At 37.1% G+C, this 14,647-nt stretch carries 15 protein-coding genes; 13 read left to right on the forward strand and 2 right to left on the reverse strand.

Going from position 1 to position 14,647, the window contains the following annotated elements; all coding sequences use genetic code 11:
* Positions 1–41 precede the first annotated feature (41 nt).
* Genes gatC through A3854_RS02865 form a run of 9 tightly spaced genes read left to right on the forward strand, consistent with a single transcriptional unit; the run spans position 42 to position 7,499 of the window.
* Entirely contained in the window at positions 42–329 is a 288-nt protein-coding gene (gene gatC / locus A3854_RS02825; RefSeq protein ID WP_072594515.1) for an Asp-tRNA(Asn)/Glu-tRNA(Gln) amidotransferase subunit GatC, read from the forward strand.
* A 10-nt stretch (positions 330–339) separates the two neighbouring features.
* Complete coding sequence (locus A3854_RS02830; RefSeq protein ID WP_084041228.1) at positions 340–1,479, forward strand: type IV pilus twitching motility protein PilT; 1,140 nt, start codon at positions 340–342, stop codon at positions 1,477–1,479.
* The gene (locus A3854_RS02835) at positions 1,479–2,090 is read left to right on the forward strand and encodes a CvpA family protein (protein ID WP_084041229.1); all 612 of its coding nucleotides are present in this window, start codon (positions 1,479–1,481) and stop codon (positions 2,088–2,090) included. The genes A3854_RS02830 and A3854_RS02835 overlap by 1 nt, the downstream gene beginning before the upstream one ends.
* A gap of 1 nt (position 2,091) precedes the next feature.
* Entirely contained in the window at positions 2,092–2,559 is a 468-nt protein-coding gene (locus A3854_RS02840; protein ID WP_021091630.1) for a Fur family transcriptional regulator, read from the forward strand.
* Positions 2,560–2,563: 4 nt separating this feature from the next.
* The gene (gene lysS / locus A3854_RS02845) at positions 2,564–4,072 is read left to right on the forward strand and encodes a lysine--tRNA ligase (RefSeq protein WP_257639867.1); all 1,509 of its coding nucleotides are present in this window, start codon (positions 2,564–2,566) and stop codon (positions 4,070–4,072) included.
* On the forward strand, positions 4,069–5,313 hold the full coding sequence (locus tag A3854_RS02850) for a serine hydroxymethyltransferase (RefSeq protein WP_084041231.1): 1,245 nt from the start codon (positions 4,069–4,071) through the stop codon (positions 5,311–5,313). The genes lysS and A3854_RS02850 overlap by 4 nt, the downstream gene beginning before the upstream one ends.
* A complete protein-coding gene (locus A3854_RS02855; RefSeq protein ID WP_084041248.1) occupies positions 5,313–5,855 on the forward strand; it encodes a DUF1882 domain-containing protein in 543 nt (180 codons plus the stop codon). Before A3854_RS02850 ends, A3854_RS02855 begins: the two co-directional genes overlap by 1 nt.
* A 13-nt stretch (positions 5,856–5,868) precedes the next feature.
* On the forward strand, positions 5,869–6,714 hold the full coding sequence (locus tag A3854_RS02860; RefSeq protein ID WP_084041232.1) for an SPOR domain-containing protein: 846 nt from the start codon (positions 5,869–5,871) through the stop codon (positions 6,712–6,714).
* Positions 6,711–7,499, forward strand: coding sequence for a shikimate dehydrogenase (locus A3854_RS02865; RefSeq protein WP_084041233.1), 789 nt, complete (start codon positions 6,711–6,713; stop codon positions 7,497–7,499). The genes A3854_RS02860 and A3854_RS02865 overlap by 4 nt, the downstream gene beginning before the upstream one ends.
* Before the next feature lie 122 nt (positions 7,500–7,621).
* Here the strand turns inward: A3854_RS02865 and A3854_RS02870 are convergent, their stop codons facing one another.
* The gene (locus tag A3854_RS02870; RefSeq protein ID WP_021091622.1) at positions 7,622–8,677 is read right to left on the reverse strand and encodes a TRAP transporter substrate-binding protein; all 1,056 of its coding nucleotides are present in this window, start codon (positions 8,675–8,677) and stop codon (positions 7,622–7,624) included.
* Between the two features lie 90 nt (positions 8,678–8,767).
* Between A3854_RS02870 and pyk the strand changes: the two genes are divergently transcribed.
* Positions 8,768–10,219, forward strand: a complete 1,452-nt coding sequence (gene pyk, locus A3854_RS02875; RefSeq protein WP_084041234.1) for a pyruvate kinase — start codon at positions 8,768–8,770, stop codon at positions 10,217–10,219.
* 640 nt (positions 10,220–10,859) lie between these two features.
* On the opposite strand, the gene dnaJ is transcribed toward pyk, so the two are convergent.
* Positions 10,860–12,002 carry a molecular chaperone DnaJ gene (dnaJ, locus tag A3854_RS02880; protein ID WP_021091609.1) on the reverse strand — a complete coding sequence of 381 codons (1,143 nt, stop codon included), beginning with the start codon at positions 12,000–12,002 and terminating at the stop codon, positions 10,860–10,862.
* Between the two features lie 122 nt (positions 12,003–12,124).
* Between dnaJ and A3854_RS02885 the strand changes: the two genes are divergently transcribed.
* Genes A3854_RS02885 through recR form a run of 3 tightly spaced genes read left to right on the forward strand, consistent with a single transcriptional unit; the run spans position 12,125 to position 14,618 of the window.
* Positions 12,125–12,796, forward strand: a complete 672-nt coding sequence (locus A3854_RS02885; protein WP_021091583.1) for a response regulator transcription factor — start codon at positions 12,125–12,127, stop codon at positions 12,794–12,796.
* Positions 12,793–14,049: an ArsS family sensor histidine kinase gene (locus A3854_RS02890; protein WP_084041235.1), complete on the forward strand. Its 1,257-nt coding sequence runs from the start codon at positions 12,793–12,795 to the stop codon at positions 14,047–14,049. The genes A3854_RS02885 and A3854_RS02890 overlap by 4 nt, the downstream gene beginning before the upstream one ends.
* A complete protein-coding gene (recR, locus tag A3854_RS02895; RefSeq protein ID WP_084041236.1) occupies positions 14,046–14,618 on the forward strand; it encodes a recombination mediator RecR in 573 nt (190 codons plus the stop codon). Before A3854_RS02890 ends, recR begins: the two co-directional genes overlap by 4 nt.
* Positions 14,619–14,647: the final 29 nt, after the last annotated feature.

Consider the following 14,647-nt stretch of genomic DNA (forward strand, 5'->3'; position numbering starts at 1 on the left):
GATATAATGGCTCAAAATTAATTAATAAGGTTACTTATATAATGCAAATAGATGATACTCTTTTAAATAAATTAGAAAAACTTTCTGCCTTACAAATCAGTGATGAAAAAAGAGAAGAAGTAAAAAAACAACTAAGCGAGATTGTTTCTTTTGTTGATATTTTAAATGAACTTGATCTAAGTAGCGATGAAGCTGTAGTTAGCTCTATAAAAGGTGGCACGCCTTTAAGAGAAGATGAGCCAAGACCAAGTGATGTGATTGATACGATCTTGAAATACGCTCCTTCACGTGAAGGGCATTTTTTTGCTGTACCAAAAATAATAGAATAATGGTAAAAATATGGATCTAATCGAACAGCTTCAGGCAAAGAATTTAAGTGTAAAAATACCAGAAGATAATAGCCTTAATAATCTTGCTGGCGATATAAAAACACTTTTAAAAACTGTTGTGAGTGATAAGGCAAGCGATCTTCACCTTGTTTCAAGATCCGAGCCGCAAATAAGAGTAGATGGTGCTTTAAAGCCCATTGATTTTGGCATATTAAGTGGCAAGGATATAGAGAATTTATGTTTTGCTTTGATTACTGATGAACAAAAAAGTGAACTTGAGAATAATAAAGAGCTTGACTTTGCGATCGAGCTTCCAGATATTGGTCGCTTTCGTGGCAACTATTACTATACCATGAATGGTGATTTAGCTGCTGCTTTTCGTATAATCCCAATCAATATCCCATCTCTTGATGAGTTAAATGCCCCACAAATTTTTAAACACATTATTAAGCGTGAAAAAGGTCTTATTTTGGTTACTGGACCGACAGGAAGTGGTAAATCAACAACTCTCGCAGCCATGCTTAATGAGATAAATTTAAATTATAGAAAGCATATTATTACAATTGAGGATCCAGTCGAGTTTGTGCATAACAATAAAAAAGCTCTATTTTCTCATAGAAATATCGGCACCGACGCAACTTCTTACTCAAGGGCTCTAAAATCTGCGGTTCGTGAAGATCCAGATATCATACTTGTGGGCGAGATGAGAGATAGAGAGACGATTTCAACGGCTATTACGGCGGCTGAGACTGGACACTTAGTCTTTGGTACGCTTCACACAAATTCAGCCATTCAAACTATAAATAGGATCGTTGATAGTTTCGATGGAAGTGAGCAATTACAAGTAAGAAATATGCTTAGTGTTTCGCTAACCGCTGTCGTTTCACAAAGTCTAATCCCAAAGATAGGCGGTGGAAGGTGCGCGGTGCATGAAATTTTAATAAACAATATGGCTATCTCAAACTTGATACGTGAAAACAAAATACATCAAATTTACTCTCAGATGCAGCTAAATCAACAACAAACTGGTATGAGTACGCAAACCCAGGCTTTGATGAAAGTACTAAAAGAGGGTAAGATTGCAAAAGAAAATGCGCTAGCTTATTCAACTAGCCAGCAAGAACTTCAAAATTTAATAGGAACTATATAATGGATTTAGTAACGTGGTTTGATATTATTATTATTGCTCTTGTCTTGATGCTTGGCATAAAAGGCATATTAAATGGACTTATAAAAGAAGCTTTCGGACTTATCGGACTTATCGGCGGCTTAATTATAGCTAGTAGATTTTCAGATCTATCTGGTGAGTTTATAACTAAAAATATATATAAATTTGAAAATCCTTCATTTTTACAGTTTGTCGCATTTATCTCTCTTTGGCTAGTTTTTTGGCTAGTTTGCTTGCTAGTTGGTAAATTTTTATCAAAAATAGTTTCAGTAAGCGGACTTGGTTTTTTGGATAGACTTGGTGGATTTGTTATGGGAAGTGGAAAAATTTTCTTAACATTTTCGGCAGTAGTTGCTGTAATATCTGGTACTTCGCTAAATAATATAATTGCTCCTTATTTTGCGAATAGTAAAGTTTATCCGGTTTTGATAGAAACTGGCAAATGGATAACAAATCTTGATGTAAAAAATATCAAAAGTGAGTTAGATGAGATAGTGGCAAGACCAATGGATACAAATAAAACTGACGCATTTATCTCAATGGATGCAAATGCTAGTGTAAATACCGACTCTAATATCACAAAAGGGGAATAAGATGATAGAAAATTTAGAATATGATGCGTTGCTTGAGAAATTCAAAAGAGTGCTTCGCGACAATGGTTTAAAATATACGAAACAGCGTGAAATTTTACTAAAAACGCTATATAACAATGGCGAACACTTTACTCCAGAAAGACTTTATCTTTTTATAAAAGAAACGCACCCTGAGCTAAATATTGGCATCGCAACTGTTTATAGAACACTAAATCTACTTGAAGAATCAGAAATGGTGACATCAATCAGCTTTGGTTCACAAGGTAAAAAATTTGAGCTTGCCACAAAGCCGCATCACGACCATATGATATGCAGAAAGTGCGGTCTTATCATAGAATTTGAAGATCCAATGATAGAAAAAAGACAAATCAGTATCGCAAAAGATCATGGTTTTAAACTAACTGGTCATATGATGCAGCTTTATGGAATTTGTGAAAAATGCTCAAAAAATAATATAAAGGGAAAGTAAGGTGATATTTGACAACCAACATGAGATTCAACGACTACAAAGCATAGACGAGCTAAGAAATTTAGGCATTAATCCATATCCGCATTTTCTTAGAAGAGATATGAATATCTCTAAATTTAGACTAAAATTTAACTACATTAATGATACAGAAGAAAAAAAGGCCGAAGGTCAGCTAGTAGGTCTTGCAGGTAGAATAAAACTAATTCGTGATGCTGGAAAAGCGGTTTTTGCAAATATCGAAGATGAAGATGGAAATTTACAAATTTACTTTAGTAATAAAACGCTTGATCCAGAGTGGTTTAAAATCGTTAAAAAATACGTAGAGATAGGCGATATCGTCTATGTTAGAGGTTATGCATTTATAACGAGAACTGGCGAATTTTCCATGCATGTAAGCGAGCTTAGCCTTGCTTCAAAGTCGATAAGTCCACTTCCTGAGAAGTATCATGGCCTAGTTGATGTTGAGACAAGATATCGCCAAAGATACCTTGATATGATAATGAACCCTGAAGTTAGAGCTGATTTTAAAAGACGCTCAGTGATTATAAGTACGATTAGAAGATTTTTTGAAGAAAAGGGCTTTTTAGAAGTTGAAACACCGATGCTGCACCCAATAGCAGGCGGTGCAAACGCCAAGCCATTTATCACTTTTCACAATGCCCTTGGAGTAGAGAGATATCTAAGGATCGCACCTGAGCTATACCTCAAACGCCTTATAGTAGGTGGCTTTGAGGCTGTTTATGAGATGAATAGAAATTTTAGAAACGAAGGTATGGATCTTACTCATAATCCCGAGTTTACAAGTATAGAGTTTTACTGGGCATATCATAACTATCATGATCTGATGGGCATTACAGAGGATCTTTTTAATGTCATTTTGGACAAGCTGGATATGGAAAAAGTTGTAAATTTTGATGGCATGGAGATTGATTTTAGTAAGCCATTTAAGCGAATAAGCTACAAAAAAGCTCTCGTTGAGATCGGTGGACTAGATGAGAATATCATAAACGACAAAGATAAAATTTTAGCAAAACTAAGAGCTGATGGCCTTGAAGCAAATGATAAGCTTGATCTTGGTCACTTGCAGGCTGAGCTATTTGATAACTATGTAGAGAGCAAGCTTATACACCCAACTTTTGTTATTGATTATCCGATTTCGATCAGTCCACTTTCAAGAAGAAGTGACGCAAATCCTGATGTGGCTGAGAGGTTTGAGCTATTTATCGCTGGTCGTGAGCTAGCAAATGGCTTTAATGAGCTAAACGATCCAATCGATCAATACAACCGCTTTAAAGCGCAAATCGATGCTAAAAACGCAGGCGATGACGAGGCACACGAGATGGATGAGGACTATGTAAAAGCCCTAGGATACGGCATGCCGCCAGTTGCAGGTGAGGGTATAGGTATCGATAGGCTCGTGATGCTTTTAACGGATAAAAAATCAATACGTGATGTTGTGCTCTTCCCAGCGATGAGGCCACTTAAAAATGAGATAAAGGAGAATGAAAAATGAGTTTGCAAAGCTATGATAAGGACATTTACGATCTAGTAAATTTAGAGCTAAAACGCCAATGTGATCACCTTGAGATGATCGCTAGTGAAAATTTTACATATCCAGAAGTTATGGAAGTAATGGGCTCAATCCTAACAAACAAATACGCTGAAGGCTATCCTGGCAAGAGATATTATGGTGGCTGCGAATTTGTCGATGAGATCGAGCAAATAGCGATCGATAGATGTAAAGAGCTTTTTGGATGTGAATTTGCAAACGTTCAACCAAACTCTGGCTCTCAGGCGAATCAAGGTGTTTACGGCGCTTTACTTAATCCAGGCGATAAAATTTTAGGAATGGATCTAAGCCATGGCGGACACTTGACACACGGCGCGAAGGTAAGTAGCTCTGGCAAGATGTATGAGAGCTTTTTCTATGGCGTCGAGCTTGATGGCCGCATAAACTACGATAGAGTCATGGATATCGCAAAGATAGTAAAACCAAAAATGATCGTTTGTGGCGCAAGTGCATACACAAGAGAGATCGAGTTTAAAAAATTCCGTGAGATAGCTGATGCTGTTGGGGCGATACTTTTTGCAGATGTTGCTCACATTGCTGGTCTTGTTGTTGCTGGTGAGCATCAAAGTCCTTTTCCATACTGCGATGTCGTAAGCTCAACTACGCATAAAACCCTAAGAGGCCCAAGAGGCGGTATCATTATGACAAACAACGAAGAGTATGCTAAGAAGATAAATGCCTCTATTTTTCCAGGCATCCAGGGCGGACCACTTGTTCATGTTATCGCAGCAAAAGCAGTTGGCTTTAAGCACAATCTTAGCCCTGAGTGGAAAATTTACGCTAAACAAGTAAAAGCAAATGCTAAAAAATTAGGCGAAGTACTAATAAAAAGAGGCTTTGATCTAGTGAGTGGCGGTACTGATAACCACCTAATTTTGATGAGCTTTTTAAATAGAGATTTTAGCGGAAAAGACGCAGACATCGCTCTAGGAAATGCTGGCATAACTGTAAATAAAAATACGGTTCCAGGCGAGACAAGAAGTCCATTTATCACAAGTGGTATACGTGTGGGTAGTCCTGCGCTTACGGCTCGTGGTATGAAAGAGGCTGAGTTTGAGCTAATAGCAAACAAAATAGCTGACGTTCTAAGCGACATAAACAACACATCTTTACAAGAGAAGACAAAAGCTGAGCTAGTTGAACTTGCTCATAAATTTATAATCTATGATAAAGCGACATTTTGATGCAAAGTATTGATACGGCACTTATAAAGATTATTACAACTCACTACTATATCAAGCGTGATACGATCGTTAATAAAATAGAATATAGAGGTAAAATTTTCTTTGATAAATTTGAAAAGATAAATGAACCACTAACCTATAATATTATGAAAGAGCATGAAGAGGGTAAAGCCGTTATCGCACACTCTTTAATAAATGCATACGATAAAGTTGAGAATATAGTCTTTGACTATAACGGCAGAACCCCTGATAGATTTTGGCATAAAGCACAGCTTCTTTTAAGAGAAGAGGGCTTTATAAATTTTACAGCCTACGAGAGCAAGACGCCAGGGCATCTGCATCTTTATGTGCATAAAGGTCACACTACGCTAAATGAGGCTTGCCAGCTAGCAAACATGCTCAACGCAAAGCTTTCACAGAAATTGCCTAAAGAGTGGAGGATGTTTCCAAATATTGATATGCCAAAAGAATTTAACATACTAACTTTACCTTATAAGCTCTATCAAAAAGAGCGCGGGGCAAGTTGGTCAAAATATATGTAATTAAGGATAAAAAGTGGAAAACGATGAGTTAAAAGATATTCTTTTAGAAAGAGATGATGACGCAAGGGGATTGAAGCTAAAAAAACTTCTTATATTTATAGCAGCTCTTATTATACTTTTTTTGATCATTGTAGTGGCTATGAAGCTAGTAAATTCAAGCGATCCTTCACAAGCTCAAAATGAAGCTGATTCAAGACTAGTGCTTCCTCCAGTACCAGCTGAGCAGCCAGTAGATAGACAAGCTCCGATAGCTGATACAAATTCAGACAATAAAAAAGGCGATACACAGCTTTTTGAGCAAGTACCGATCGTGCCTGAAAATAAGCAACAAGATGAATTTGAAGATATGATCAAAAAGCTAAAAGATAAAGAAAACAATAAGCCTGTTTCTAAAACTGAAGAGCCAAAAGAGATAGTTAAGCCTATCGATAAGCCAGCTGAAATACCAGCAAAAAAAGCTGAGACAAAGGTAGATGCTCCAGTTAAAAAAGTCGAAAAAGTAGCAGCTACTGATAAAAAGAGTGAGGCAAAACCAGCCAAAACTGAAAATAAAATAGATAAAAAGATTGAAAAAAAGGTTGAAGCCAAAATAGAAAAAACGGATAAAAAAGCTGAAGTAGCTAAAAGTGAACCTGCTACAAAAGGCTCTTATGTTCAAGTATTTGTGACTAGTAAATTTAATCCAAATGCTGAATATATGAAAAAGATCGCTGCTAAGGGATATAGCTACAAGACTATAAAAGTTGGCGAGCTGACTAAAATTTTAGTTGGTCCATTTGATGAAAAAACGCTTCAAAAAGTAGTAGGCGATATTAGAAAAGATATCAATAAAGACGCTTTTATCTTTAGAGCAAAATGAAAACATTCGCAGTCTTTGGAGATCCAATAGCTCACTCGGTATCTCCGAGGCTGCACAATAAAGCCATTGCCGATCTGAGACTAAACGCTCTTTACACAAGAGTCTTACTAGAAGATGGCAGTGAGCTAATCAATAAATTTAAATCCTTAAAATTAAACGGTGCAAACGTAACGCTTCCACACAAAGAGTGGGCTTTAAATTTAGCCGATGAAGCTTCAGATATAGCTCATAAAATAGGCTCTGCAAATACTCTTGTGCTTAAAAATGACAAAATTTATGCTCACAATACAGATGCGCCTGGGTTTTTAAAGGCAATAAAAAATTTTAAAGATGTAAAAAAAGCAATTGTCCTTGGAGCTGGCGGTACTGCAAATGCCATAACTTATGCATTAAAAGAACAAGGTGTTGATGTTTGCATACTAAATAGAAGCAAAGATAGGCTTGAGAAATTTAAAGATGAGTACAAATGCTTTAGTTGGGATAACTACGAAGAGCAAAAATTTGATCTAGTCATTAACTCGACCTCTGCTGGCTTAAAGGATGATTTTCTACCAGCACCTAAAGAAATTTTAAAAAGCATTTTTAAGGATGCTAAATTTGCATTCGATGTGATTTATGGCAAGCAGACACCATTTTTAGAAATGGCCATGCAAGATAATCTTAGCGTAAAAGATGGCGCCGATATGCTTTTATATCAAGCAGTTCTAGCACTAAATTTATTTTTTAACAATACACTCGATGAGTCAAAGATCGAGCACTCAATGAGAGAAATTTTCTATCTATAATAGCCACCAATATTTATTTTTGTAAAAATTTATGGCTTGTAATAAAAACATTTTGATTAAAATTTTTATTGAAAGTAATTAGAATAAATATAAAAAGCAGGGAAAATCCCTGCTAAATTTTACTATTCGTTTGTTTTGATATAAGCGTAGTCTGAAATTTTAGTCCATTCTCTTGCTTTTTTAAGGAAGGCTCTTTGAGACTCAACGATCTCTTTAAATAATGGATCTTTAGCACTCTCTTCATCAAGAAGTTCATTTGTGGCTTTTTTAAGAGCTGCGATTACTTCTGGTGGGAAAGATTTTACTTGGATGTCTGGATACTCGCTCTTCATTTTATCCCAGTACTCGACATTTGAATAAAATACTTTTGTATTCGCATCTCTTGCTACTTCGGCTGCAGCTGCTTCAAAGATCGCTTTTAGATCATCTGGAAGCTTCTCGTATGATTTTTTATTAAAGAAAAACTGAGTTTCACCGTTTGGCTCTTGCCAGCCTGTATAGTAGTATTTTGCCACTTTGTGAAAGCCAAGCGCCATATCATAAGCAGGGCTAACCCATTCGACTGAGTCGATCGTTCCCATCTCAAGAGCCATATAAAGCTCACCAGTTGGGATAGTATTGATGTTAGCGCCAAGTTTAGCGTAAATTTCACCACCAAAGCCCGGAATTCTTATCTTTAAGCCTTTGATATCATCTAATGATTTTATCTCTTTTTTAAACCAGCCACCCATTTGCATGCCGGTATTTCCAGCTCTAAAAATTTTGATATTGTATGGATCGTAAACTTTTGCCTCAAGCTCCTTACCACCGCCAAATTCATACCAAGCTGTTTGCTCGTCAGTATTCATCATAAATGGAGTTGCTGTAAAAAATATAGTTTTAGCATCTTTGCCTTTATAATAATAGCTACTTGTGTAGGTAATGTCGTATTGACCGCTTTTAGCAAAGTCAAGCATCGCAAAAGGCGATTTATGCTTTGATGGATAATCAATTCTTAGCTCAAGTCTGCCATTGCTCATCTTTTCAACTTTGTCCTTTAGTTCTTTTGGTACATCACCAAGCACTGGCATAGTGCTCTCCCATGAGCTAGCAAGCTTTAGCTTATAAACTTTATCATCTCCCATAGCAACGCAAGCAACAGCTGCTAGACCAAGAGACGCTAATAAAAATTTATTCATATCTTCTCCTTTGAAATTTTGCCTATTATACAAAAAATTACATTATTAAAATGTGTTATAATCGCAAAAATCAAATTTATGGGGCATAAAATGATAAAAAAGACAAAAATCGTAGCTACTTTGGGGCCAGCAAGTGATAATGAAGAGACAATGGAAGCGATGGTAAAAGCAGGTGTTAATGTCTTTCGTTTAAATTTTAGCCATGGGACACACGAATACCATAAATCAAACATTGACAAGATAAGAAATATCGAAAAAAAGCTAAATAAAAGAATAGGAATTTTACAAGATATCTGCGGGCCAAAGATCAGAGTTGGCAAGCTTAGTGAGCCATTTTATCTAAAGGCTGGTGATGAACTTAGTATCCATGCTGATGAGATCATCGGTGAAAAAGTGGAAAACGGAATTTATAAAGTAAGCCTAAACCAGCCTCAAATTTTGCCTATGCTGAAAGTTGGCGAGTATGTCTATCTCTATGATGGCTCTATAAGAGCAAAGGTTGTCAGCGAAGGTAAAGAAATAGTAAAAACTATCATTGAAAATGATGGAATTTTAAACTCAAATAAAGGCGTGAATTTCCCAAATACGGCTCTCGGCATCGATATCATCACACCAAAAGACAAAGAAGATATGAAATTTGGCGCAAAGCATGGTGTAAATTTTGTTGCTATTAGCTTCGTGCAAGATGCAAATGACGTAATAAAGGCAAAAAATATCTTAAAAGAATTTGGCTCAAGAGCTGCTGTTTTATCTAAGATCGAGAAATTTGACGCGGTTGAAAATATAGACGATATCATTGCAAAGAGCGATGGTATCATGGTAGCTCGTGGCGATCTTGGCATAGAAGTGCCATTTTATAAGGTCCCAACTATCCAAAAGCTCATCATCAAAAAAGCAAATGCAGCAAGCAAGCCAGTCATCACAGCAACCCAGATGATGCTAAGCATGGCGGAGCATGAGACTGCCACAAGAGCGGAGATCAGTGATGTGGCAAATGCCGTGCTAGACGGTACTGATGCTGTTATGCTAAGCGAGGAGAGTGCGATTGGTAAAAACCCAGTTGCAGTCGTAGAGGCGATGAGTAAAACGATTATCCAAACTCAAAGCATCTATCCATATAATAAATTTGATGAGTTTGACTTTTTTGACGAGACTGATATGGTGGCAAGTAGCGCTGCATCTCTTGCTGTTCGCATAAAAGCAGATGCATTAATCTCAATCACTGGCTCAGGAAAATCGGCCATAAAATTAGCTAGAAACCGCACAAACATTGACATCATTGCAGTAGCTCACGATGAACAGACAGCGCACATGCTTACTCTTGCTTGGGGTGTTACGCCAGCACTTGTACTAGAAAAAACAAAGCTTAGCTCACTTTTGGCAAATGTCATGAAAAAGGCGTATGAAGAGGGATATGTCGAACACGACAAGACCTATCTTGTCACAGCCGGTCACCCTACGGGCGTTGAGGGTAGCACGAACCTTATACGTATCATCAGACGCGATCAGCTTGATTATTATTTGGAGCTTGCAACTGAGTAAATTTATACTCTCTTGCAAATTTTAAAATTTTGCTTGCTCGTAAGAATTGACTGCTAAGATTTGTTCTTGCTTTTTGTTTGGCTTAAATTTTAGAGCCGAAATTACTCGCTCATGAAATTTTAAAATTTGCCTGATGCCTACTTAATATAACAAAGCAATTTTGCAAATTTTAAAATCTTGCTCGCTCGCCTTAGCAGATTACTAAATTTAGTCCGCACTTCGTTTAGCACTAAATTTAGAGCTGCGATATGCTCGATAATAAATTTTATAATTTGCTTGAAATTTAATATAACGCATGCAGTGCGTTAGTACTGAGGCATGCTACTTCTAACGTCGTCGGGGTTAGGGGATTGTTAAGGGGAAGGGAGCGACTTCGTAATTCAAGCCTCTTCCCCCTTAACAAAAGAAACAAGCATTTAAATTTAACTAGATTGCTTTGTAAATTTTAAAACTTTCATTCACTCGCAAGAATTGACTACTAAAATTTGGCTTCATTTACCGCTTAGCTCAAATTTTAGAGCTGAAATTGCTCGCTTATGAAATTTTAAAATTTGTATGAAATTTACTTGTAAAAATTAGGATATATAAAATTTATTTTGAAAGAATTTGTGACGTCAAATTTAACGTCACAAATTTAAATTTATTTTTTCTTTTTGCCTTTTGGCTCATCGCCTTTAAACCAGCTTTTTATCTTATCAAAGACGCTTTCATCGGTATTTGATTTGCCCGATTCTATACCAAAGCTAGCTTGAAGCTTATTTAAAAGCTCTTTTTGCTCATCGCTTAGTTTTTCAGGCGTTTGAATAGAAATTTGTGCTACTAGCCTACCTTTTTTGCGCGAATTTACACTTTTTATACCTTCATTTTCAAAGATAAATTGCTGCTTATCCTTTGCTCCAACAGGTAGTTTTAGCTCAGTTTCTCCTCGAAGCGTTGGAATTTTTATACTCTCGCCAAGTATAGCTTGCGTGAAAAAGACAGGAATTTCTAGATAAACATCGTCGTTGTGGCGAATGAAATGCTTGTCTTCTTTTACGTTTATGCTTACATAAAGATCGCCTTGAACGCCGTTTGTGCCGATATTGCCTTTACCAGCTACTCTCATTCTCATGCCGCTATCAACGCCTTCAGGGATGGTAATCTTTACAGTTTGTTGCTGGATTTTATAAGCTTTTGCGTTACAATCAGGGCATGGTTCGCTTATTACTTCACCGCTTCCGTGGCAATATGGACACTCTTGAACGATATTCATAAAGCCATTTCCGCGTGTTATCCTGCCACTTCCGCCACAGTGCTGGCAAGTCTTGCTCTTGCCATCTTTACTGCCGGTTGCATTGCATGTTGGGCAAGGCACTTTTTGATCAAATTTTATCTCTTTTTCACAACCAAAAATAGCTTCGTTAAACTCCAAATTTATAGGAATTTCAAGATCGGCTGAGTATTTTTCTGAGTATCTTTTTCTCTGCCTAGAACTACTTGTAAAACCGCCACCAAAAAATGAGTCAAAAATATCTGAAAGATCAAAATCGGCACTAAATCCGCCACCGCTACCAAATCGACCCTCAAGGCCTTCTTTGCCGTATCTGTCGTAGATAGAGCGTTTTTGCTCGTCGCTTAAAACTTGATAAGCTTCATTTATCTGTTTAAATTTTAGTTCAGCCTCTTTGTCGCCAGAATTTCTATCTGGGTGATATTTTAAAGCAAGCCTTCTAAAGGCTTTTTTGATCTCATCTCCGCTTGCATTTCTTGAAATTTCAAGGATTTCATAATAGTCAAATTCCACATTTTCCCTTGTTAATTAAGCTTATTTTAAATATGGGATTTTACCCAAAAAAGTTTAAATTTAAAAAAGAATTTACATTTTTGCCGTATAATCTCTACTATTTTTAATAAAAAGGATAATTCATGGTTAATGTTTTAATGATAGAAGACGATCCAGAATTTGCACAAATTTTATCTGAATATCTTGATAGTTTTAATATAAAAGTTACGAATTTTGAGGACCCTTATTTAGGGCTTAGCGCTGGGATAAAAAACTATGATTTGTTAATACTTGATCTTACTTTGCCGGGCATTGATGGGCTTGAGGTTTGTAAAGAAATTCGCCAAAAATACGACATTCCTATCATCATAAGTTCGGCTAGAAGTGATATTAGCGATAAGGTTGTTGGACTTCAGCTTGGTGCTGATGATTATTTGCCAAAACCATACGATCCAAAAGAGATGTATGCTCGTATCACAAGTCTTATAAGAAGATATAAAAAGACAAATGAAGTACAAGAAGAGGTCGTTGATAGCGCATTTAGGATTGATGATAAACGTCACGAGATTTACTTTAACAATGAGCCATTAGCTCTTACTCCAGCTGAGTATGAAATTTTAACTTATCTCATTAAGCAACACAGCTTTTCAGTATCACGCGAACAACTAGTTTATAACTGCAAAAGCCTAAAAGATAAAGATTCAAAGAGCTTAGATGTTATTATCGGACGCCTTAGATCAAAAATCGGTGATAGCTCAAAAGCCCCAAAACATATATTTTCAGTAAGAGGCATAGGATATAAGCTTATCGGATGAAATATTCCATAACTACGAAGATAACTATTATCTTTGCCATAGCTTTTTCGCTGATGTGCTTGCTCTTTGTAACTTTTGCAAACATTCAGCAAGAAAGCGCTTTAGAAAAACTAAAGGATAGACAAATAAGTGCGATGAACTACCTTGTCGCACTCTATGAACGCGGAAATCCCCCAAGAGATTTAGAACATTATTTTAAAAATTTTTACTTAGAGTATGTTGGAAATAAAAATTTAGCCACTTCGATAGCTACAAACGGGACTGTTATTTTTACACAGCACACACCTCTTGGAGTGGTACAATCGGTTAATTATAAAGGCGATTTGTATTTGCTTATTAAAAACCCATCTTTTCAGCTACTTCTTGAAAGTAACGACGCAAGACACGTAAATGATCCGCTTTGGGTCGCATTTTTGATAGTTTCAGCCCTTCTCATCTCACTTTATGTTTCCGTTCTTAGAAGTCTTTCACCACTTAGAAGGCTTAGTAAAGATATCAGAAAATTTGCCAGTGGAAATATGGAAATGGCGATGACGGCTAGGCTAAATGAAAATGAGCAAGATGAGATCGGACAGGTCGCGGTTGAGTTTGATAACGCCGTTTGCAAGATCAGAGAGCTCATCCGCTCAAGGCAGCTATTTTTGCGCGCGATCATGCATGAGCTAAAGACTCCTATTGGCAAGGGCAGGATCGTCTCTGAGATGGTCGCAAATGAGACCCAAAAGATGAGGCTCATAAACGTTTTTGAACGCCTTGAGATGCTGATAAATGAATTTAGCAAGGTTGAGCAGCTCCTTTCTAAAAGCTACGCACTAAACTATCAAGAGTGCCATTTCTCGCTCATTTTAGAGCAAGTGCAAGATATGCTCATGCTTGATAAATTTGAAGAGCGAGTGAGCTGCGATATCAAAGACGACGTTATTTTAAGAGTGGATTTTCAGCTTTTTAGCTTAGCGATTAAAAATTTGATAGACAATGCCCTAAAATACGCAGAAGATAAAAAGGCTATTTTGATCTGCGATAGCGAATTTATAGCGGTTAAAAATTTAGGTAAAAAGCTAAATCACCCGATTGACTACTACAAACAAGCCTTTGTGCGTGGCGATAAGGTGAGTGCGGGAAGTGGTATGGGGCTTGGACTTTACATCATCGAGCAAATTTGCCAGATGCAAAAATTTGAGCTTGCTTACGACTACGAAGATGGTTATCACGTTTTTAAAATTTTACTTAGATCAAAGGCGAAGCGAGTATGAAAAGAGGCTTAGAAAAATTTAACGAGCTAACTGAGTCTTTTGCAAAGCTCCCTGGTGTCGGTAAAAAATCAGCCGCAAGGTTTGCCTATTTTGTCTGCATGCAAGATAGCTTTGCAGGGCTAAGACTCGCTCAAAATATCGAAGACGCAGTGAGGTTTATCAAGCGCTGTGAGCGTTGTGGTGGGCTAAGCGAAAATGAAATTTGTGACATTTGCAGTGACGAGAGCAGGGACAGTGAGGTCATTTTGCTGGTTGAGAGCCCAAAAGATATCTTGGTTTTTGAGCAAAATGGCATTTATAACGGCCTTTACTTCGTGCTTGACGAGATCGATGATGACGCCATAGAGAGGCTGCGAAGTGCTATCACGCAAAATGGCTCAAAAGAGGTTGTTTTTGCCTTTACGCCGGGGTTAAATTCAGACGCGCTCATGCTTTACGTCGAGGACAAGCTAGGGATGAGTGAAATTTCATTTAGTAAGATCGCCCAGGGCGTGCCAACTGGCGTAAATTTAGAAAATGTCGACATGCTTTCACTTTTAAAAGCCTACGAAAGCCGTACAAAAGCCTAATTAAACTTTCTTTTAGTTATAATTTTGCC

It is taken from the genome of Campylobacter concisus, from assembly GCF_002092845.1.
Taxonomy (GTDB): domain Bacteria; phylum Campylobacterota; class Campylobacteria; order Campylobacterales; family Campylobacteraceae; genus Campylobacter_A; species Campylobacter_A concisus_AQ.

What these genes read in the sequence shown, in the direction of transcription:
- gatC (WP_072594515.1), top strand. Translation starts at nt 42, where the DNA reads ATGCAAATAGATGATACTCTTTTAAATAAATTAGAAAAACTTTCTGCC.
- A3854_RS02830 (WP_084041228.1), top strand. Translation starts at nt 340, where the DNA reads ATGGATCTAATCGAACAGCTTCAGGCAAAGAATTTAAGTGTAAAAATA.
- A3854_RS02835 (WP_084041229.1), top strand. Translation starts at nt 1,479, where the DNA reads ATGGATTTAGTAACGTGGTTTGATATTATTATTATTGCTCTTGTCTTG.
- A3854_RS02840 (WP_021091630.1), top strand. Translation starts at nt 2,092, where the DNA reads ATGATAGAAAATTTAGAATATGATGCGTTGCTTGAGAAATTCAAAAGA.
- A3854_RS02850 (WP_084041231.1), top strand. Translation starts at nt 4,069, where the DNA reads ATGAGTTTGCAAAGCTATGATAAGGACATTTACGATCTAGTAAATTTA.
- A3854_RS02855 (WP_084041248.1), top strand. Translation starts at nt 5,313, where the DNA reads ATGCAAAGTATTGATACGGCACTTATAAAGATTATTACAACTCACTAC.
- A3854_RS02865 (WP_084041233.1), top strand. Translation starts at nt 6,711, where the DNA reads ATGAAAACATTCGCAGTCTTTGGAGATCCAATAGCTCACTCGGTATCT.
- A3854_RS02870 (WP_021091622.1), bottom strand. Translation starts at nt 8,677, where the DNA reads ATGAATAAATTTTTATTAGCGTCTCTTGGTCTAGCAGCTGTTGCTTGC.
- pyk (WP_084041234.1), top strand. Translation starts at nt 8,768, where the DNA reads ATGATAAAAAAGACAAAAATCGTAGCTACTTTGGGGCCAGCAAGTGAT.
- A3854_RS02885 (WP_021091583.1), top strand. Translation starts at nt 12,125, where the DNA reads ATGGTTAATGTTTTAATGATAGAAGACGATCCAGAATTTGCACAAATT.
- A3854_RS02890 (WP_084041235.1), top strand. Translation starts at nt 12,793, where the DNA reads ATGAAATATTCCATAACTACGAAGATAACTATTATCTTTGCCATAGCT.
- recR (WP_084041236.1), top strand. Translation starts at nt 14,046, where the DNA reads ATGAAAAGAGGCTTAGAAAAATTTAACGAGCTAACTGAGTCTTTTGCA.